This is a genomic window from Micromonospora sp. RHAY321, assembly GCF_023896955.1.
GTDB lineage: Bacteria > Actinomycetota > Actinomycetes > Mycobacteriales > Micromonosporaceae > Micromonospora.
In genome coordinates this window covers 241,102-260,608 of the sequence record NZ_JAMHIW010000008.1, presented here as the reverse complement: position 1 = coordinate 260,608, position 19,507 = coordinate 241,102, and the positions used below count along the sequence as shown (strand labels likewise).

General features: G+C 71.2%; 20 protein-coding genes. 14 read left to right on the top strand and 6 right to left on the bottom strand.

Annotated features, from left to right (window positions below; translation table 11 throughout):
• The first annotated feature begins 133 nt into the window (after nucleotides 1–133).
• Nucleotides 134–1,114: a DNA polymerase III subunit delta gene (gene holA, locus M8C17_RS19620; RefSeq protein WP_252417986.1), complete on the top strand. Its 981-nt coding sequence runs from the start codon at nucleotides 134–136 to the stop codon at nucleotides 1,112–1,114.
• Nucleotides 1,111–1,533 carry a hypothetical protein gene (locus tag M8C17_RS19615; RefSeq protein WP_252417948.1) on the top strand — a complete coding sequence of 141 codons (423 nt, stop codon included), beginning with the start codon at nucleotides 1,111–1,113 and terminating at the stop codon, nucleotides 1,531–1,533. Before holA ends, M8C17_RS19615 begins: the two co-directional genes overlap by 4 nt.
• Nucleotides 1,534–1,632: 99 nt before the next feature.
• On the opposite strand, the gene rpsT is transcribed toward M8C17_RS19615, so the two are convergent.
• Together rpsT and M8C17_RS19605 are read right to left on the bottom strand one after the other, a co-directional pair.
• A complete protein-coding gene (gene rpsT / locus M8C17_RS19610; protein WP_252417947.1) occupies nucleotides 1,633–1,899 on the bottom strand; it encodes a 30S ribosomal protein S20 in 267 nt (88 codons plus the stop codon).
• A 197-nt stretch (nucleotides 1,900–2,096) separates the two neighbouring features.
• Nucleotides 2,097–3,086: a phosphotransferase gene (locus M8C17_RS19605; RefSeq protein WP_252417946.1), complete on the bottom strand. Its 990-nt coding sequence runs from the start codon at nucleotides 3,084–3,086 to the stop codon at nucleotides 2,097–2,099.
• 61 nt (nucleotides 3,087–3,147) lie between these two features.
• On the opposite strand from M8C17_RS19605, the gene M8C17_RS19600 reads away from it, so the two are divergent.
• The 8 genes from M8C17_RS19600 to M8C17_RS19565 all read left to right on the top strand — a co-directional run bounded on the left by M8C17_RS19600 (nucleotide 3,148) and on the right by M8C17_RS19565 (nucleotide 11,047).
• Nucleotides 3,148–3,684, top strand: coding sequence for a DUF4240 domain-containing protein (locus M8C17_RS19600; RefSeq protein WP_252417945.1), 537 nt, complete (start codon nucleotides 3,148–3,150; stop codon nucleotides 3,682–3,684).
• A 134-nt stretch (nucleotides 3,685–3,818) separates the two neighbouring features.
• Nucleotides 3,819–5,696, top strand: a complete 1,878-nt coding sequence (gene lepA / locus M8C17_RS19595; RefSeq protein WP_252417944.1) for a translation elongation factor 4 — start codon at nucleotides 3,819–3,821, stop codon at nucleotides 5,694–5,696.
• A gap of 368 nt (nucleotides 5,697–6,064) precedes the next feature.
• Entirely contained in the window at nucleotides 6,065–6,349 is a 285-nt protein-coding gene (locus M8C17_RS19590; RefSeq protein ID WP_074313648.1) for a GlsB/YeaQ/YmgE family stress response membrane protein, read from the top strand.
• 383 nt (nucleotides 6,350–6,732) lie between these two features.
• A complete protein-coding gene (locus M8C17_RS19585; RefSeq protein ID WP_179780540.1) occupies nucleotides 6,733–7,017 on the top strand; it encodes a GlsB/YeaQ/YmgE family stress response membrane protein in 285 nt (94 codons plus the stop codon).
• A gap of 221 nt (nucleotides 7,018–7,238) precedes the next feature.
• Complete coding sequence (locus tag M8C17_RS19580) at nucleotides 7,239–8,525, top strand: extracellular solute-binding protein (RefSeq protein WP_252417943.1); 1,287 nt, start codon at nucleotides 7,239–7,241, stop codon at nucleotides 8,523–8,525.
• A complete protein-coding gene (locus tag M8C17_RS19575; protein ID WP_252417942.1) occupies nucleotides 8,522–9,508 on the top strand; it encodes a carbohydrate ABC transporter permease in 987 nt (328 codons plus the stop codon). The genes M8C17_RS19580 and M8C17_RS19575 overlap by 4 nt, the downstream gene beginning before the upstream one ends.
• Nucleotides 9,505–10,335 carry a carbohydrate ABC transporter permease gene (locus tag M8C17_RS19570; RefSeq protein WP_252417941.1) on the top strand — a complete coding sequence of 277 codons (831 nt, stop codon included), beginning with the start codon at nucleotides 9,505–9,507 and terminating at the stop codon, nucleotides 10,333–10,335. The genes M8C17_RS19575 and M8C17_RS19570 overlap by 4 nt, the downstream gene beginning before the upstream one ends.
• Nucleotides 10,336–10,405: 70 nt before the next feature.
• Nucleotides 10,406–11,047 carry an MOSC domain-containing protein gene (locus tag M8C17_RS19565; protein WP_252417940.1) on the top strand — a complete coding sequence of 214 codons (642 nt, stop codon included), beginning with the start codon at nucleotides 10,406–10,408 and terminating at the stop codon, nucleotides 11,045–11,047.
• Nucleotides 11,048–11,113: 66 nt separating this feature from the next.
• Here the strand turns inward: M8C17_RS19565 and M8C17_RS19560 are convergent, their stop codons facing one another.
• Nucleotides 11,114–12,016, bottom strand: a complete 903-nt coding sequence (locus M8C17_RS19560) for a phytanoyl-CoA dioxygenase family protein (protein ID WP_252417939.1) — start codon at nucleotides 12,014–12,016, stop codon at nucleotides 11,114–11,116.
• Between the two features lie 222 nt (nucleotides 12,017–12,238).
• Entirely contained in the window at nucleotides 12,239–13,093 is an 855-nt protein-coding gene (locus M8C17_RS19555) for a hypothetical protein (RefSeq protein ID WP_374558663.1), read from the bottom strand.
• Between the two features lie 360 nt (nucleotides 13,094–13,453).
• Here M8C17_RS19555 and M8C17_RS19550 point away from each other — a divergent pair, with 360 nt between their 5' ends.
• Nucleotides 13,454–14,218 (top strand): SDR family NAD(P)-dependent oxidoreductase, encoded by a 765-nt coding sequence (locus tag M8C17_RS19550; RefSeq protein ID WP_252417937.1) that lies wholly within the window; start codon nucleotides 13,454–13,456, stop codon nucleotides 14,216–14,218.
• Nucleotides 14,219–14,297: 79 nt separating this feature from the next.
• Here the strand turns inward: M8C17_RS19550 and M8C17_RS19545 are convergent, their stop codons facing one another.
• Nucleotides 14,298–15,086 carry an enoyl-CoA hydratase-related protein gene (locus M8C17_RS19545; RefSeq protein WP_252417936.1) on the bottom strand — a complete coding sequence of 263 codons (789 nt, stop codon included), beginning with the start codon at nucleotides 15,084–15,086 and terminating at the stop codon, nucleotides 14,298–14,300.
• A 19-nt stretch (nucleotides 15,087–15,105) separates the two neighbouring features.
• On the opposite strand from M8C17_RS19545, the gene hemW reads away from it, so the two are divergent.
• Nucleotides 15,106–16,329, top strand: a complete 1,224-nt coding sequence (gene hemW, locus M8C17_RS19540) for a radical SAM family heme chaperone HemW (RefSeq protein WP_252417985.1) — start codon at nucleotides 15,106–15,108, stop codon at nucleotides 16,327–16,329.
• A 60-nt stretch (nucleotides 16,330–16,389) separates the two neighbouring features.
• Here the strand turns inward: hemW and M8C17_RS19535 are convergent, their stop codons facing one another.
• Complete coding sequence (locus tag M8C17_RS19535) at nucleotides 16,390–17,031, bottom strand: DUF4870 domain-containing protein (protein ID WP_252417935.1); 642 nt, start codon at nucleotides 17,029–17,031, stop codon at nucleotides 16,390–16,392.
• 223 nt (nucleotides 17,032–17,254) lie between these two features.
• Here M8C17_RS19535 and hrcA point away from each other — a divergent pair, with 223 nt between their 5' ends.
• Together hrcA and dnaJ are read left to right on the top strand one after the other, a co-directional pair.
• Nucleotides 17,255–18,277: a heat-inducible transcriptional repressor HrcA gene (gene hrcA / locus M8C17_RS19530; protein ID WP_252417934.1), complete on the top strand. Its 1,023-nt coding sequence runs from the start codon at nucleotides 17,255–17,257 to the stop codon at nucleotides 18,275–18,277.
• A gap of 73 nt (nucleotides 18,278–18,350) precedes the next feature.
• The gene (gene dnaJ, locus M8C17_RS19525) at nucleotides 18,351–19,496 is read left to right on the top strand and encodes a molecular chaperone DnaJ (protein ID WP_252417984.1); all 1,146 of its coding nucleotides are present in this window, start codon (nucleotides 18,351–18,353) and stop codon (nucleotides 19,494–19,496) included.
• Nucleotides 19,497–19,507 lie beyond the last annotated feature (11 nt).

The window sequence follows — 19,507 nt, the reverse complement described above, 5'->3', positions numbered from 1 at the left end:
TCACCGACGAAATGGTGGGTGTATTGAGGATTGTGCGGTGGATTACGATGAATGTCGGGATTTGCACTGAGTGCGGGCTGCGCCGACTGAGCAGCCAATGACCAGGCACGATCCCGCCGTGGGCCGTGCGAATATGGGCGGCGTGACCCCCGCCGACCTCGCCCCCATTCTGCTCGTCCTCGGTGACGAGGAACTGCTCGCCACGCGCGCCGTGACCGAAGCTGTCGCACGGGTCCGCAGCGTCGATCCCGAGGTGGACGTCCGCGAGTACCAGGCCGGTGCGCTCACCGTCGGCGAGATCGCCGAGATGCTCAGCCCGTCGCTGTTCGGCGGGCGGCGGCTGCTCATCCTGCGCTCCGGCCAGGACGCCCGCAAGGACCTGGTCGCCGCGCTGCTGGCGTACGCGAAGAACCCCGACCCCGAGGTCCAGCTCCTGGTGCTGCACCTGGGCGGCGCCAAGGGCAAGGCGTTCGCCGACGGGCTGCGGTCGGCGGGCGCGACGGTGGTCCCGGCGGCCAAGCTCAAGGGACACCGCGACCGGGTGGCCTTCGTCCGCGACGAGATCCGCCGGCTCGGCGGCAAGTGCACCGACGACGCCGCCGAGGCGCTGATCGCGGCCGTCGGCAACGACCTGCGCGAGCTGGCCGCCGCCTGCTCCCAACTGATCGCCGACACCGACGGGCGGATCGGCGCCGACACGGTAGCCCGCTACTACCGGGGCCGGGTCGAGGTGACCGGCTTCACGGTGGCGGACGCCACGATGGTCGGCGACGTGCCGGGGGCTCTGGAGGCGCTGCGCTGGGCTCTGCACGTCGGGGTCGACCCGGTGCCCATCGCCGACGCCCTGGCCGACGGGGTGCGTACGGTGGCCCGGGTGGCTTCGGCCGGGCGGGGCAACCCGTACCAGCTCGCCAGCAGCCTCGGAATGCCGGCGTGGAAGATCGAGCGCGCACAGCGGCAGGGGCGCGGCTGGACGCCGGAGGGCCTGGTACGGGCCATGCAGGTCGCCGCCGAATGCAACGCGGCCGTCAAGGGCGGCTCGGACGACCGGGCGTACGCCCTGGAACGCGCGGTCTTCTCGGTGGCGGCGGCCCGGCAGGGCAGCAGCCGGTGACCGGGCCGAACCGTACGGCGTGGGCCACCATCCCGGCCGACGAGGAGCGCTACCGGCCGCTCTACGCCCGGCTCCTCGGCCTGCGGTTCGTCAACCCCGGTGGGGTGCTCTGCTTCCTCTTCTTCGAGGGCACCATCGCGCTGGCCGTGCTGCTCGCGCTCGCCGAACTGGTCACCTGGTGGGCCGTGCTGGTGCTGCCGGCCGTGGTGGCGGCGATGGTCAAACTCAACGACATGGTGGCCGCGATGGTGGTCCGCTCCGCCGCGCTGGTGCCCGAGCAGGAACGGGACCGCTTCCGCCGGCAGATGGAGCCGGTGGTCGGCCGGGCCCGGGTCGAGTGGATCTCGCACAGCGTCACCGGCGTGGTGGTCGACGCCGATCCGGTGCGGCCCACCCATCGCTCGGACCGGTCGGACTGACCGCCGCCGCCGCCGGCACGGCCGCCAGCGACGGTGGCTGGACATGCGGAAGCCCCGGACCGGAGTCCGGGGCTTTCCGAATCAGTCTGACGGCAGTCGTCAGGCGGAGAGTGCACCCACGCGCTTGGCGATCGCGGACTTGCGGTTCGCGGCCTGGTTGGAGTGGATCACGCCCTTGCTGACGGCCTTGTCCAGCTTGCGCGAGGCCTCCTGCATCAGCGCGGTGGCCTTCTCGACGTCACCGGCCTCAGCAGCCTCGTTGAACTTCCGGACGGCGGTCTTCAGCGACGACTTGACCGACTTGTTGCGCAGCCGGGCCTTCTCGTTCTGCCGGTTGCGCTTGATCTGGGACTTGATGTTCGCCACGCGACAGCCTCGTCTTGATAGCTCGGGTTGGTCAGCTTGTGCGCGGCATGACGAACATGCGTCATCGCTGCGCGAAGAGCCAGGTTACCAGGTCGCCCGGGACGAGCCAAAACGGCTCGGCCCTCGCGCGGCCGAACGCGCCGGTCACCCGGCCCGTCGGGACCACACTACGCCCGACACTCAGCCGAGCCGGCCCGTCACCGCCAGCCCTGGCGGTGGGCGAGCCAGTCGAGAGCGTGTCCGCCGCTCCACCGCTGGTGGGCGGGCAGGTGAGGCGAGGCCGTCACCGGTGCCGCCTCGGCGCCGGTGAGGTAGTAGCCGGCCAGCGCGGCCAGGCTGGCGTCCAGCGCGTCGGGGGGTGCGTCCGCGGTCGCCGGGTGCGTGGCGAAGAGCCGGTCGGCGTCCAGGCCGCCGGCGTACGCGGTGATCAGCAGGCCGGCCAGATCGAACCAGGCCGGCCCGTGGCACACCCAGGTCCAGTCGCAGAACCAGGCCCGGCCGTCCGCACCGATGAGCACGTTGTCCACCCGCAGGTCGCCGTGGATCAGACCGGTCGCCCCGGCGGCGTACCGGGGGAGGCGCGACTCCAACGCCACCAGCTCGGGCAGCCGGCCCCGCACGGGCTCGGGCAGCGCCGGTGACGGCTCCCGGCCGGCGGCTACCTCCTCCCACCACAGGATGTCCGACCGGGCCAGGTCCGCCAGATGCGGCAGGCCGAGCGCGGTGAGCCCGGCCGGCGGGTCGGCCAGCGCGGCGGCGACCCCGGCGTACCCGGCCAGGGTGGCGTCCAGCTCGGCCGGCACCCAGGGCAACTGCGGCGTGTGGCCGTCGACGGCGTCGGTGCAGAGCACGAACCAGCCGGCCTCGGACAGCGTCCACCGGGGGCGGGGCGCCGGCAGGCCGGCCGGCAACCGGTCGAGGATCGCGGCCTCCCGGGCGTACCAGTCGACCAGATGCGGTTGCTCGGCGGCGGGTGCGGCCTTCACGAAGGCCCGGCCGCCGTCGGCGGTGTCGAGCACGGCCGCGAAGCCCCGGGTGAAGCCCGCGCCCGCGACCCGGACGGTGACCACCGGCGCGCCGAGGCGGTCGGCCAGCGCGTCCCGCAGCGCCGCCGGCAGCGCCGACCAGGACGGGCGCAGCGCGCTGGCGTGGTACGGCACCGGAGGCAACGACGTGGGCGACGACACCCCACCATGCTGCCCCGGGGTACGTGCGCGGTGCGCGGCGACACTGCGAGACTGCCAAGCCATGAGGACCGAGGACTTCTGGGAGCTGATCGACCAGGCCCGCGCCGGTGGCGGGGGAGAGCCGGGGCCGGTCGCCGCGCGGGCCGTCGCCCTGCTCGCCGAGCGCGATCCGGAGGACATCGTCGGGTACGCGCGGCACCAGGCGCGGGTGCTGGCCGCCTCGCACAAGGCGGATCTCTGGGGAGCGGCGTACCTGATCAACGGGGGCGCCTCGGCGGACGGCTTCGAGCACTTCCGGGGCTGGCTGATGACCCAGGGCCGGGCGGTCTTCGCCCGCGCCGTCGCCGACCCGGACTCGCTGGCCGAGCTGCCCCAGGTGCGGGCCGCCTCGCTCACCGGTGAGGAGTTCTCCGCCGAGCAGATGCTGGCGGTCCCGTGGGACGCGTACCGCAGGGCCACCGCGGCGGAGCTACCGGCGGACCGGGAGCCGGTGCGTGCGCCGGACCTCAACGACTTCTGGGACTTCGACGACGAGGAGGAGGCCCGCCGGCGGTTGCCCCGGCTGGCGGCGCTCTTCGTGGAGCCGCCGATGGAGTGACGGTCCGGGCGGTGCGGCGCGGGTCGGGGCGGGGAGGATCGCCCGCGCAGCGGACGCGCCCCGGCGGCGTGGGATCATAGAAGGGGTCGGCGTCGCGCCGGCCCGCTCACGTCAGCCGATCAGAACGGACCGCTGTGCCACCGACGCCCGATTCCGCCCGGAACGCTCCCGGTGCCACCGAGCCGGCTGTTATCCGGAACTTCGGCATCATCGCCCACATCGACCACGGAAAGTCGACCCTGGCCGACCGGATGTTGCAGCTCACCGGTGTGGTCGACCCCCGGCAGATGCGCGCCCAGTACCTGGACCGGATGGACATCGAGCGCGAGCGTGGCATCACCATCAAGAGCCAGGCCGTCCGCATGCCGTGGACCATCCGCGAGGGCGAGCGGGCCGGCGAGCACGCGGTCCTCAACATGATCGACACCCCGGGGCACGTCGACTTCACCTACGAGGTGTCCCGGTCGCTGGCCGCCTGCGAGGGTGCCGTGCTGCTGGTCGACGCCGCGCAGGGCATCGAGGCGCAGACCCTGGCCAACCTCTACCTGGCCCTTGAGAACGACCTGCGCATCATCCCGGTGCTCAACAAGATCGACCTGCCGGCCGCCCAGCCCGAGAAGTACGCGGAGGAGCTGGCCCACCTGATCGGCGGCGACCCCGCCGACTGCATCCGGGTCTCCGGCAAGACCGGGGAGGGCGTGCCGCACCTGCTCGACGAGATCGTCCGGCAGTTCATCCCGCCGACCGGCGACGCCGAGGCGCCCGCCCGGGCGATGATCTTCGACTCGGTGTACGACGTCTACCGCGGCGTGGTCACCTACGTCCGGGTCATCGACGGCCGGATCAGCGCCCGCGACCGGATCAAGATGATGTCCACCGGTGCGGTGCACGAGCTGCTGGAGATCGGCGTCATCTCTCCGGAGATGGTGAAGGCCGAGGCGCTCGGTGTCGGCGAGGTCGGCTACCTGATCACCGGTGTGAAGGACGTCCGGCAGTCCCGGGTCGGTGACACGGTCACCATCAACAGCCGGCCGGCGAAAGAGGCGCTGGGTGGCTACAAGGACCCGAAGCCGATGGTCTACTCCGGCCTCTACCCGATCGACGGGTCCGACTACCCCAACCTGCGTGAGGCGCTGGACAAGCTCAAGCTCAACGACGCCGCGCTGGACTACGAGCCCGAGACCTCCGGCGCGCTCGGCTTCGGCTTCCGCTGCGGCTTCCTCGGCCTGCTCCACCTGGAGATCATCCGGGAGCGGCTGGAGCGCGAGTACAACCTCGACCTGATCTCCACCGCGCCCAACGTGGTGTACCGGGCGATCACCGACGACGGCGAGGAGATCGTCGTCACCAACCCCAGCGAGTACCCGACCGGCAAGATCGCCGAGGTGTACGAGCCGGTGGTGCGGGCCACGGTTCTGACGCCCAACGACTACGTGGGCGCCGTGATGGAGCTGTGCCAGGGCCGGCGGGGCAGCCTGCTCGGCATGGACTACCTCTCCGCCGACCGGGTCGAGCTGCGCTACACGCTGCCGCTCGCGGAGATCATCTACGACTTCTTCGACCAGTTGAAGAGTCGCACCAAGGGCTACGCCTCGCTCGACTACGAGCCCTCCGGCGAGCAGGCGTCGGACCTGGTGAAGGTGGACATCCTGCTGCACGGCGAGCCGGTGGACGCGTTCAGCGCCATCGTGCACAAGGACAAGGCGTACAACTACGGCGTCACGATCGCCGCCAAGCTGCGCACCCTGATCCCGCGTCAGCAGTTCGAGGTGCCGATCCAGGCGGCCATCGGCAGCCGGGTCATCGCCCGGGAGACCATCCGGGCGATCCGCAAGGACGTGCTCGCCAAGTGCTACGGCGGTGACATCAGCCGTAAGCGCAAGCTGCTGGAGAAGCAGAAGGAGGGCAAGAAGCGGATGAAGATGGTCGGCCGGGTCGAGGTGCCGCAGGAGGCCTTCATCGCCGCCCTCTCCTCCGACTCCGGCGACGGCAAGTCCGCCGGCAAGAAGTGACCCTGACGCCGCTGCGCCGGCGCTGATCGACGAAGACGGCCGGTGTCCACGGCCGGGCCTGGTCCTGACGACCGGTCCGGCGGGGCACCGGCCGTCCGGCGTCCGGGCGTCCGTCTGGCGGTTCGCGTCCGGCGTCCGGCGTCCCGCGGAGAAATTTTTCTGCGCCCGGCGCGTGGTGGACGACCCGACGACATGGCCTCCTACCTGGATGGACGCGCTCCCACGCCAATCGACGCACCCGATCCGGCATTGACGTGTGCCGCTGCTGCCCGAGGTGAGTCGGTTTGGATTTTTGGCGGGTCGGGAACTTAGCGGTCACGACAGGAAGCACACATTGTGTGTCAGACATTCTTTGAAGGAGGGCGATCGTGGAGCTCACCGTGTGGGGCATCATCACTGCGCTTGTTGTTGGTCTCATCGTCGGCGCGCTGGGCCGCCTGGTCGTCCCGGGCCGGCAGAACATGCCCATGTGGCTGCACATGCTGATCGGTGTCGGCGCGGCCCTGCTGGGCACCGTGCTGGCGCGGGCCATCGGCATCGCGACCGAGACGAACGGCATCGACTGGGGCGAGCTGCTGGTGCAGGTCGTCGTGGCGGCCATCGCGGTCGCGCTGGTGGCCGGCGTGGGTCGCCGCCGCAGCGTCACCCGATAACCCGCGCAACAGCACTCCGTACCACCGCGACACTTCGATGGGCGCCCGGCCGACAGGTCGGGCGCCCATCGGCGTCCACCCCTCTCCCGAAGACGTCTCGCGTCCGGCCGCCCGCCGGCCCCAAGATCCGCGCAGTTTCGCCGAAAGTGCTGCCTCAACCCGTTGGGAGGCGGCACTTTCAGCGATGGTGCGGGGATCGTGGCGTTGAGCAGCCGAAGGCCGGCCACCGGAGGTGGGCTGGTGGCGGTGGAACCCGCCCTTGTATGCCCGATCGTGATCGTCTGGTGAGCGAAGTCGGTTTGGGATTTCGACGGGTCGGGAACTTAGCGGTCACGACAGGAAGCACACATTGTGTGTCAGACATTCTTTGAAGGAGGGCGACCGTGGAGCTCACCGTGTGGGGCATCATCACCGCCATCGTTGTTGGTCTCATCGTCGGCGCGCTGGGCCGCCTGGTCGTCCCGGGCCGCCAGAACATGCCGATCTGGCTGCACCTGCTGATCGGCGTCGGTGCCGCTCTGCTGGGCACCGTGCTGGCGCGGGCCATCGGCATCGCGACCGAGACGAACGGTGTCGACTGGGGCGAGCTGCTGGTGCAGGTCGTGGTGGCCGCGATCGCGGTCGCGCTGGTGGCCGGCGTGGGTCGCCGCCGCAGCGTCACGCGGTAACAACCCGGCATCACCGCACTACCAAAGAGCGCCCGGCCATCGGCCGGGCGCTCTTTCGTGCTGCGATGCCCGAGTTCGGCCCGATGCCCCAGCCCCTCTCGCCGACCCCCTGCGGTACGGTCGCCTCGCCTCCGCCTCCGCGCCCACTGTCGTAAAGGAAATCTTCGTACTAAGGTGCGGCGTGGAAGGTTAGTTCCAGGCGGCGCGAGGGGAGAAGTGGCGTGAACAGGTGGAAGCGGCTGGCCCCGGTCACCGCCGTGGTGGCCTCGGCCGCGATGGTGCTGACCGGCTGCGGGGGCTCCGATGAGGACGCGGCCGACAACAGCAAGCTCACGGTCTGGATGATGGGCGAGGGCGGCGACGCCCAGAACACGTTCCTGGACGGCGTCGAGGCCGAGTTCCGGCAGAAGCACCCCGACACGGACGTGGTGGTGCAGTACATCCCCTGGCTGGAGGCGCCCAAGAAGTTCCAGGCCGCGCTGGCCGGCGGTGAGGGGCCGGACATCACCGAGCTGGGCAACACCGAGACCCAGGGCTGGGCCGCCCAGGAGGCGCTCGCCGACGTGAGCGGCCGGATGGGCGGCTGGACCGACGGCAAGGACCTGCTGCCCGACCTGGTGCGCAACGCGCAGCTCGACGGCAAGCAGTACGGCGTGCCCTGGTACGCCGGCGTCCGGGCCATCTACTACCGCACCGACTGGTTCGCCGAGGCGGGCGTGCAGCCGCCGAAGACCTGGGACGAGCTGGTCACCGCGGCCAAGACCGTGCAGGCGAAGAAGCCGGGCACCTACGGCATCGCGCTGCCCGGCAACTCCGAGCTGCCCTTCTACTCCTTCCTCTGGGGTGCCGGCGGCGAGATCGCCACCAACCAGGGCGGCACCTGGAAGTCCGGCTACACCACGCCGGAGGCGCAGCGGGCGGTCAAGTTCTGGACCGACCTGGTGACCGTGCACAAGGTGGCCCCGCCGGCCGCCGCGGGCTGGAACGAGATCGACGCCCGCACCCAGTTCGCCACCGGCAAGGCGGCCATGGCCTTCGCCGGCAGTTGGCAGCAGGGCGCCATCAAGAAGGACAACCCCGAGATCGAGAAGGTCTGGGGTACGTTCCCGATCCCCGGCCCGGACGGCAAGGCCGCACCCGGTTTCGCCGGTGGTTCGGACGTGGCGATCTGGAAGGACAGCGAGCGCCAGGACCTCGCCTGGGACTACCTGACCGTGCTGCTGAACAAGAAGAACTCGCAGAGCTTCGCGAGCAGCCTCGGCTTCTTCCCGGTCTACCAGGACCTGGTCGCCGGTGACGCGTACGCCAACGACAAGGTCATGGCGGCGTTCGCCACGACCATGCAGAACACCAAGCTCACGCCGCTCACCCCGAAGTGGGTGGAGGTCAGCCGGACGAAGACGGTGACCCAGGCGATGAACAGCTCGGTCATGAAGGGTCAGAAGACGGTCGAGAAGGCTACCGCTGACGCGGCCGGTGAGATGGAAAGCATCCTCAACGCCAAGTGACCACGCTGACCGAGGTGCCGGAGACGGCCGCCGCGCGGGAGACCCCCGCGCGGCGGCGTCGCCGGGTGGACCGCCTGCCCTACCTGCTGCTCCTGCCCGCACTGGTGATCATCGGGGTGCTGCTGCTCTGGCCGCTCGGCCAGGTGGTGGCGATGTCCTTCTACCGGCTCAACAGCGTCCGGCAACTGCGCGGCGACCGGGAGTGGCCGTGGGTGGGGCTCGGCAACTACACCCAGATCCTCTCCGATCCGTTCTTCCTGACCGTGCTGCGCAACACGGTCCTGTTCGCCGTGGCCAACGTGCTGCTCACGATGGTCCTCGGCACCCTGGTCGGGTTGCTGCTCAACCGGCTCGGCCGCAAGATGGCCACCTTCGTGGCGAGTTGCGTGATGCTCGCCTGGGCCACCCCGGCACTGACCGGCACGATCGTGTGGAAGTGGATTTTCGACGACACGAGCGGCCTGGTCACCTGGCTGTTCAACGCGCTGCCCGACGGCCTGTCCAACGGCCTGTTCGGCCGCAGCGACTGGACCGGCTACGGGTGGTTCAACTCCCCGCTGCTCTTCTTCGCCATCCTCACCCTGGTGGTGGTCTGGCACTCGTTCCCGTTCATCGCGGTGAGTGTGCTCGCCGGCCTGAAGAGCGTGCCGAGCGAGCTGCACGAGGCGGCACGGGTGGACGGCGCCAGCGCGTGGCGGGTGTTCTGGCGGATCACCTTCCCGCTGCTGCGCCCCGTCTTCGGGATCCTGATCGTGCTCTCCACCATCTGGGACTTCAAGGTCTTCACCCAGCAGTTCGTGCTGGCCGGCGGCACCCAGGACCGGCCGACGTTCATGCTCTCCATCTACTCCTACGCGGAGGCGTTCTCGCCGCCGCCGAAGTACGGGCTCGGTGCGGCCATCGCGGTGATCCTCACGCTGATCCTGCTCGTGGTCACCGGCTTCTACGTACGGATGGTGCTCAGGCAGGAGGACGAGTCGTGAGGAAGGTGGCCCTCAACGCCGCCGGGCTGCTGGTCGCGCTCTTCGCGGCGTTCCCGGTCTACTGGATGATCTCCACCTCGTTGAAGCCGAGCAGCGAGATCTTCTCGTCCACTCCGCAGCCGGTGCCGACCCACCCGACGCTGACGCACTACCGGGAGATCCTGACCGGCAACCTGATCCCCGGCGTGAGCTTCTTCGACTTCTTCCTCAACAGCGCCCTGGTCGCCGTCTCGACGGTGGTGCTCAGCGGCCTGGTCGCCCTGCTCGCCGCGACGGCGGTGGCCCGGTTCCGGTTCAAGCTGCGGACCAGTTTCCTGATCATGCTGCTGGTGGTGCAGATGATCCCCCTGGAGGCGCTGGTCATCCCGCTGTTCCTGATGATCCAGCGGCTCGGGCTCTACAACACCCTGCCCAGCCTGATCCTCACGTACCTCGGCTTCTCGCTGCCGTTCGCGGTCTGGATGCTGCGCGGCTTCGTCGCCGCCGTACCCAAGGAGTTGGAGGAGGCGGCGGCCATCGACGGCGCCAGCCGGGCCCAGACGTTCCGCCGGATCCTCTTCCCGCTGGTGGCCCCCGGCCTGGTCGCCACGAGCATCTTCTCCTTCATCACGGCGTGGAACGAGCTGATCTTCGCGCTGACGTTCATCAACGACCAGGGCCGCTACACCCTGCCGGTGGCGATGACCTTCTTCTTCGGCCGCGACGACACCAACTGGGGGCCCGTGATGGCCGCCTCCACCCTGTTCACCCTGCCGGTCATCATCTTCTTCCTGCTGGTGCAGCGGCGGATGGTCTCCGGCCTGGTCGCCGGCGCCGTCAAGGGCTGACCGGCCGGCACGCCGGAGCGCGGTGATCGGCGGACGCGGCCGGCGCCGGGTCGCCACTAGGCTGATCGCCATGACGGGCAGGGTGGCATCGGTGAACCTCGGCGTGGTGACCGAGGCGGAGTGGGCCGGCGACGCGAGCGGTCGCAGCGGCATCGACAAGCGACCCGTCGACGGGCCGGTGCCGGTGCTCGCCGGTGGTCTGGCCGGCGACTTCATCGGCGAGCGGGCCCACCACGGCGGGCCGGACAAGGCCGTCTACGCGTACGCCGAGGAGGACGCCGCCTGGTGGTCCACGGAGATCGGCCGCGGCGTCCGGCCCGGCGGGTTCGGCGAGAACCTGACCACCTATGCGATCGACGTGACCGGGGCGGTGATCGGCGAGCAGTGGGCGATCGGCACGGCGGTGCTCCAGGTGACCATGCCGCGTACCCCCTGCACGACGTTCGCCGGCTTCTGGGGGATGCCCGATCTGATCCGGCGCTTCACCGTGCGTGCCACCCCGGGGGCCTACCTGCGGGTGCTGCGCGAGGGTGAGGTGGGTGCCGGCGACCCGGTCGAGGTCGTCGACCGGCCCGCGCACGGGGTGACCATCGGCGAGGTGTTCCGGGCAACCAGCCTGGAACCGGAGTTGCTGCCCCGGCTGCTCGACGCGGAGGACCTGCCGGAGCCGATCCGGGAGAAGGCCCGCCGTCGACTCGCCAGCCGCGGCTGACGGACAACCGCCGGACGCGCGGGAGCCCCTGTCATCGTCGGATGACAGGGGCTCCCGGTCGGTGGGTCAGCGGAGCCAGGGGATGTTGCGGTCCAGCAGACCGCGCTCCTTGAGCTCCTTGCGCAGCGGGATCTCGTCGTCGACGTACCCGTCCCAGTTGATGCCCCAGTAGTTCGCGGTGTGGGTGCCCTCACCGATCAGCTGGCGCTGCACCGGCGTGCGGTTGCGGTACCACTCGCCGTCCAGGTCGGGGTGCAGCTCGTCGAGCGGGCGGATCCACCGGTAGGTGTAGCCGACGAACAGCATCTTGCGGGTGATGGTCGACAGGTTCGTCGACCGGGAGTGCCACTGCCGGCGGTCGAAGATGAAGGCGTCGCCCGGGTTGGCGGTGATCTCCACCGTGCCCTCCGGGTCGGGGTTGTGCACGCTCAGGTCGGCGGGCCGGGGCAGCGAGTTCCACAGGTGGCTGCCCGGGATGACCTTCGTGGCGCCGCGACCGGTCTCGGAGAGGTCGGAGAGCACGTACGCGACCTTGAGCGAGAACATCGGGCGGGGCAGGTTCGGGTCCATGGTCTCCGGGTCGGAGTTCTGGCGGTACCCGTCCTGGTGCCAACCCCAGTACGGCTTCTCCGGCTCCAGGGCCGGGGGAGTGACGTCCAGGTGGTTGTGGTGGGTGTAGATGTTCCAGCCGGCCAGCCCCCACATGTACGGGAAGGCGATCGGGTGGGTGAGCAGCTCGCCGAAGAGCTCGTCGCGCTCCAGGAAGCCCAGCAGGTGCAGCGTGCCGTCCTTCTTGGTGTTGCCCTTGGCCTGCTCCTCCGCGTAGACGCGGTCCACGGCCGCCTCCAGCGCCGCCCGGTGGTCCTCCGTCAGGACGTTGCGCAGCAGGAGGAAGCCCTGCTCGTGGAACTCCTTGCGGTCAGTGTCGCTGATCGGTTCGTAGCCGGTCCGGTCGCCGTAATCGAACACCGTGTCGTACCCCTCCCCATGAGGTGGAACCATTTCTGGCACAGGCCGCCGATCGTAACGCGATCACCTCGGCGTCGGGGAGGGCGCGCGGCAGGAAAGAACCGCTGCCGGACCATGCGCAGCGAAACCGCTCCGCAGAGTGAGATTTCGACAATCAATAAGGCGTTATAGGGGATTTTGTCCGATTGTGCGATGACTGCCGGTTAAGAGATCCGGGCCCGCTCACCCCTCGGCGAACACCTCGGCCACCACCTGGCCGGTCGCACCCTGCTCGCCGGTCACCTGGCCCCAGGTGCCGTCCCGGGCGGTCCATTCCAGGTCGCCGAAGCGAACCCGCTTCACACCGTGGTCCTGGGCGTGCGACACCAGCCAGTGCGCGTACCGCCAGCCGTCGCGCTGGTCGCCCGCGGTCACCGCCAGCCCGGTCTGCCCGGCCGTGTCCGTGCCGGACAACCCCCAGTCCAGCATCAGGTTGCGGGTCAGCTGCGCGGCCGCCGCCGCACCGCGCATCACCGGGGTACGCCCCACCGTGCAGGCGACCGCGCCGGTGGCGTCGCCCAGCAGCGCCCGGCTGAGCACCTCGGAGTCGTCGGCCCACTTCTGGTACGCCTCGGGGAAGGCTGAGCGCTGCACCCGCTGGGCGGCGTCGGTGACCCGCATCTTCTCCCAGCCGCGCACCTTCTTCAGTGCCGCATAGAAGCGGTTCGCCGCGTAGCGCGGGTCGCGGATCTGCGTCGGGGTGCCCCAGCCCTGGCTCGGGCGCTGCTGGAACAGGCCGACCGAGTCCCGGTCGCCGTCGGCGAGGTTGCGCAGCCCCGACTCCTGGTACGCGGTGGCCAGCGCGACCACCACGGCCCGCTCCGGCATCCCACGCTGCGCACCGATCGCCGCGATGGTCGCCGCGTTGGCCATCTGGTCGGCGTCCAGGGCGACCCGGCCGTCGGCCTGGACGGTGCACTTCCGCGCCGACAGTGGCAGCTGCAGACGGTCCCCCACCTGCCGCACGACGAGCCAGACTGCGATCACGGCGACGAGGATGAGAACCACTCCACCCGCCACGGCTGCCCGAGTTCGCACCCACACCCCCACATCGACAGTCCGACAAGCGTACGTCCCTCCGCGACCGGTCCGGGTCGTCCGACCGGTTTCGACCCTGGCCGCCCGGCGCAGCTCACCCCGAGGTTCCCGCTTCGACACCGGTCTCACCTGCCATATCGCCTCCCGTCCGGCTGAATTCGCCGACAATCGGGGCCTGGGCGTTCTCACCGCATTCGTGCTGCCTGCACCGATCCGTGGCAGCCGTCTGACGCCCGCCCGGTCCTGGCCTGTCTCGCGCGTCACCGCGGCCCTGTCGCTGGGAAGTGATTGACCAGTCAAGGGCTTATCTCCGATTGACATGTCAATCACCGACAGGCCACACGCCAAGGAGAAGGTTCCATGGGAACGATGGATGGCAAGGTAGTGCTCATCACCGGCACCGGAGGAGGTCTGGGCCGCGTCGCGGCGCTGGCCTTCGCGCGAGAAGGCGCACGGGTCGTCGGGGCCGACATCCAGATCGACGGCAACAACGAGACGGTCGAACTCGTCCGGAACGCCGGAGGTGAGATGACGGGCATCGCCCCGGTCGATCTCACCGACCCGGAGCAGGTGCGCAAGCTCGTCGAGGACGCCGTGGCGGCCTACGGCGGGCTCGACGTGGTCTACAACAACGCGGCCGCCCTCCGCTTCGGTCCGATGCCCGACTTCTCCGTCGAGGACTGGCGGTTCACCATCACCGGCGAACTCGACATTCCCTTCTTCGTGTCGAAGTTCGCGTGGCCGCACCTGGTCCGGCGCGGTGGCGGCGTCATCATCAGCGCCGCTTCCATGGCCGGAATGATCGGTGGCCATGTCCCCCCGATGGTGGGGCACGCCGCCGCGAACGCCGGCATCATCGGCATGACCCGGCAACTCGCGCTCGAAGGCGCGCCCCACGGGATCCGCGCGGTGGCGATCAGTCCCGGGCCCATCGTGAGCCCGGCCAGCGAACGCGACCTCGGCGACAACCAGGCGGCCCGGGACGCGATCACCGGCAAGACGCTCGTCAAGCGCTTCGCCCAACCCGAGGAGGTCGCCGAACTGGTGGTCTTCCTCGCGTCCGACCGGGCGTCGTACATCACCGGGGCGAACTACCCGGTCGACGGCGGCGCTACCGCGTGGTGACGGGCTCCGGGATGCCGCCGTTCCCGGGTGGCACCCCGACCCTCATCGAGGACGCACACAGCAACGCCGCCCGGAGCGCTCAGACGTCGAGAGCGGGCACCCAGCGCGCCGGTCGTTTCTCCCGGAACGCGGTGACGCCCTCGCGTCCCTCGTCGGAGAGGAAGTAGCCCGTCGACAGAGCGGACAGCCGGGCCAGCTCAGCGCGCAGCTCGGCCGTGCCCGGTTGGCGCAGCAACTCCTTCGCGCCGGCCAGCGCACCCGGCGCGCCCCGCACCAACGAGTCGCAGTACCGGTGTACCGCCGCGTCCAGCCCGTCCGCCGGCACCGCCGCGGTGACCAGACCGATCTCGGCCGCCCGCCGGCCGTCGAAGGTGTCCCCGGTCAGGTACAGCTCGGCGGCGGCACGCGGGTGCAGCCGGGGGAGCACGGTCGCCGAGATCACCGCCGGGATCACCCCGATCCGCACCTCGGTGAAGGCGAACGTCGCCTCCTCGGCGCAGACCGCCAGGTCCGCGGCGGCGATCAGGCCCAGCCCGCCGGCCCGCGCCGGCCCGGCCACCCGGGCCAGCACCGGCTTCGGGCACTCCCAGAGCGCCGCGAGCACGTCGCCCAGCATCCCGGCCGGCACCGTCCCGCTGGCGTACGCCGCAGCGGTCTCCTTCAGGTCGGCACCCGAGCAGAAGACCGGGCCGGTGTGGTCGAGCACGATCACCCGGACCGCGTCGTCGGCCACCGCGTCGGCCAGCCCGGCCAGCAACTGGGTCATCAGACCGGTGGAGAGCGCATTGCGGTTGTGCGGGCTGTCCAGGGTGAGGGTGGTCACCCCACGGGCCGTGGCGACCCGCACGAGGACGTCGGGAGAGGTCATGCCGGGCACACTAGTGGCCATGCCCGGCGTCCTTCCAGATGGTGAGACCGTCCCCGTCGACGGATCGCTGCCCGCCACCGCCACCGCCGCGGTCGGCGAGCGCGGCTTCGGCGTGTACGTGCACGTGCCCTTCTGCGCCAGCCGCTGCGGCTACTGCGACTTCAACACCTACACGGCCGCCGAGCTCGGCGGTGGCGCCAGCCGCGAGGGGTACGCCGACACCGTGCTGGCCGAGCTGGCCCTCGCCGCCCGGGTGCTCGGCGACAGCCCACCGCCCCGTGTCGACACGGTCTTCGTCGGCGGCGGCACGCCCACGCTGCTCCCTGCCGACGATCTTGCCCGCATCCTCGACGGCATCGACCGCACCTGGGGGCTGGCCGCCGACGTCGAGGTGACCACCGAGGCCAACCCGGAGTCGGTCACCCCGGAATCGCTGAAGCTGCTGCGGGCCGCCGGCTACACCCGGATCTCGCTGGGCATGCAGTCCGCCGCACCCGGTGTGCTGGCGATCCTCGACCGCAAGCACAGCGCGGGTCGGGCCACCGCCGCCGCCCTGGAGGCGCGTGACGCCGGGTTCGAGCACGTCAACCTCGACCTGATCTACGGCACTCCGGGGGAGCGGGCCGAGGACTTCGCCGCCTCGCTGGAGCAGGTGGTCGCCGCCGGGGTGGACCACGTCAGCGCGTACGCCCTGATCGTGGAGGACGGCACCCGGCTGGCCGCGCGGATGCGTCGCGGCGAGCTGCCGTACCCCAGTGACGACGTCGCCGCGGACCGCTACCTGGCCGCGGAGGCCGCCCTCGGCGCGGCCGGCCTGTCCTGGTACGAGGTCTCCAACTGGGCCCGCACCGACGAGGCCCGGTGCCGACACAACCTGCTCTACTGGACCGGCGCGGACTGGTGGGGCCTCGGGCCGGGGGCGCACAGCCACGTCGGCGGGGTGCGCTGGTGGAACGTGAAGCACCCGTCGGCGTACGCCCAGCGGCTGGCCGCCGGCACGTCTCCCGGCCTCGCCCGGGAGGTGCTCACGGTCGACGAGGCGCACATGGAGGACGTGATGCTGCGGCTGCGGCTGGCCAGCGGCCTGCCGCTGGCGGTGCTCGACGCCACCGGTCGGGCCGGCGCCGAGCGGGCGCTGGCCGACGGCCTGCTGGCCGGCCCGGAGTACGCGGCCGGCCGGGCGGTGCTCACCCTGCGGGGCCGGCTCCTCGCCGACGCCGTGGTCCGCGACCTGCTCCCCTGACCCGGTCGCACCGCCGCGGGTGACGGTGCGCCGGGCCGGCCGGGGGAGCGGCCGACCCGGTCACTTGATGAAGTTGGCGGACATCGGGTAGCGGTAAGGCGTGCCCTCGTTGGCCTTGATCCCGGCGATGATGCCGAACAGGATCTGGATCACCACCACCGCGATGCTGGGCAGGAAGAGCAGGCACCAGCTCACGAAGAGCAGCACGAACGCGATGATCGACCAGAGGATCTGGAAGTTCAGCGCGGCCAGGGCGTGCGCCCGGACGGTCGGCGACTGCTGGCCACGGGCCAGGTAGGCCACCAGCGGGGCGACGAAGCCCAGCGGGCCGAAGCTGATCAGGGCGCCGAGGGCGCCGCCGAAGTGCGCGACCAGGGCCCAGGTCTTGTCCTCGTTGTTGGCGAAGCCACCGGCGGGCGGCCCGTACGCGCCACCGGTCGGATAACCGCCGGGAGGAAAGCCACCGGGCGGAGGGTAGCCACCGGGCGGAGGGTAGCCACCGGGCGGAGGGTAGCCGCCTGACGGCGGTTGGTCACCGGTGGGCGGCGGATAGCCACCGGCCGGGGGATAGCCGCCCGGTGCGGGTGCCCCGGACAGTGGTGCGGTGGGTGGCTCGGCCGAGGGGGACGAGCCCGGGGAGGTCGGCTCCGGCGGGTAGTTGCCGGGGTCACCCGCTCCGGGAGGGCGAGGAGGTTCAGTCATGGATGTCACGGTAGGGGTCCACGGCAACGGCGCACCAGAGCGACACCGCCGGCCCGGCAGGCCGCTCGGCCACCCGGCGTCCCGGACCGCACCGACGGTGCGTCGTTGATCATCGCGCTGGCGGGCACGCCGACGTAGACTGGCACTCGTTACAGTCGAGTGCCAGGACGGCCCGCCGACCCCACCGTGGGCGGCGGCCGACGTGCGACAGGAGGTGCGGAGGATGGGTCTCGACGACCGCAAGCTCGCCGTGCTCCGCGCCATCGTCGAGGACTACGTCTCCACCCAGGAGCCCGTCGGCAGCAAGGCGCTGGTCGAGCGGCACCAGCTTGGTGTGTCCCCGGCCACGGTCCGCAACGACATGGCCGTGCTGGAGGAGGAGGGCTACATCCGGCAGCCGCACACCAGTGCGGGGCGGGTGCCCACCGACCGCGGCTACCGGCTCTTCGTCGACCGGCTGTCCCGGGTCAAGCCGCTCAGCCCGGCCGAGCGCCGGGCCATCGAGCGCTTCCTGGTCGGCGCGGTCGACCTCGACGACGTGGTGCACCGCACGGTGCGGCTGCTCGCGCAGCTGACCCGGCAGGTGGCAGTCGTGCAGTACCCGAGCCTGGCCCGCTCCTCGGTGCGGCACCTGGAGCTGGTGCCGATCTCCACCACCCGGCTGATGCTCGTCATGATCGCCGACACCGGGCGGGTGGAGCAGCGGCTCGTGGAGCTGCCCGGGCCGGTGCCCGCCGACGACGTCACCGACCTGCGCCGGCTGGTCAACGAGAAGCTCGCCGGCGCCCGGCTGTCCGACACGCCGCCGCTGGTGCAGACGCTGGTCGACGAGGCGCCGCCCGAGCTGCGCCCGACGATGACCACCCTCGCCACGGTGCTGCTGGAGACGCTGGTCGAGCGGCACGAGGAGCGGATCGCGCTGGCCGGCACCGCCAACCTCACACGCGGCGGCCTGCTCGACTTCCAGGGCTCCCTGCGGCCGATCCTCGAGGCGCTCGAGGAGGAGGTCGTGCTGCTCAAGCTCATCGGCGAGACGGAGCCGAGCACCACCCGGGTGCTCATCGGCGACGAGAACGAGTTCGACAACCTGCGCGCCGCCTCGGTGGTCAGCACCGGGTACGGCCCGGGCGCCACCATCGTGGGCGGCCTGGGGGTGCTGGGGCCCACCCGCATGGACTACCCCGGCACCATCGCCACGGTGCGCGCCGTGGCACGCTACGTGGGCGAGCTGCTGGCCCAGAACTGACCAGTCAGGGCCGACGGCCGGCTGCGGCCGCCGACCGGCGCAACGCGAGACGAACATGAGGACACGGAACGCAGTGGCCAGGGACTACTACGGCATCCTCGGTGTGAGCCGGGAAGCCTCCGACGACGAGATCAAGCGCGCCTACCGCAAGCTGGCGCGCCAGTTCCACCCGGACGTCAATCCGGACCCGGAGGCACAGGAGAAGTTCAAGGACATCAACGCCGCGTACGAGGTCCTCTCGGACGACCGGAAGCGGCAGATCGTCGACCTGGGTGGCGACCCGCTCGCCCCGGGTGGCGGCGGCGCCGGTGGTCCGGGCGGTCCCGGCGGCGCCGGCCCGTTCGTCGGTTTCCAGGACATCATGGACGCGTTCTTCGGCGGCGCGGGGGGCGGCGCGCGTGGTCCGCGCCCGCGCACCCGTCCGGGCGCCGACGCGATCCTGCGGCTGGAGCTGGACCTGCACGAGACGGCGTTCGGCGTCGAGGCCCCGATCACCGTCGACACCGCGGTGCTCTGCACCACCTGTTCCGGCGCCGGCACGGCCGCCGGCACCCACCTGGCCACCTGTGAGGCGTGCGGGGGTCGGGGCGAGGTGCAGTCGGTGCAGCGCACCTTCCTCGGCCAGGTCGTCTCCGCCCGGCCGTGCACCGTCTGCCAGGGCTACGGCACCACCATCCCGCACCCCTGCCCCACCTGTGCCGGCGACGGCCGGGTGCGGACCCGCCGCTCGCTGACTGTCAAGATCCCGGCCGGCGTCGAGGACGGCATGCGGATCCGGCTGGCCCAGCAGGGCGAGGTGGGCCCGGGTGGCGGCACCGCCGGTGACCTCTACGTGGAGATCCACGAGCGGCCGCACGACGTGTACTCCCGCAAGGGCGACGACCTGCACTGCCGGGTCACCGTGCCGATGACCGCGGCGGCACTGGGCACCCGGCTGACCATCAAGACGCTGGACAGCGAGGAGACGGTCGACGTCAAGGCCGGCACCCAGCCGGCCAGTACCCTGCGGCTGCGTGCCCGCGGCGTGCCGCACCTGCGCGGCACCGGCCGGGGCGACCTCTACGTCCACCTGGACGTCCGGACGCCGACGAAGCTCGACCCGGACCAGGAGCGGATGCTGCGCGACTTCGCCAAGACCCGCGGCGAGGAGGTCGCCGAGCTGAGCAAGCAGGGCGGCTTCTTCTCGCGGATGCGCGACGCGTTCAACGGCCACGCCTGACCGGCGCGGCT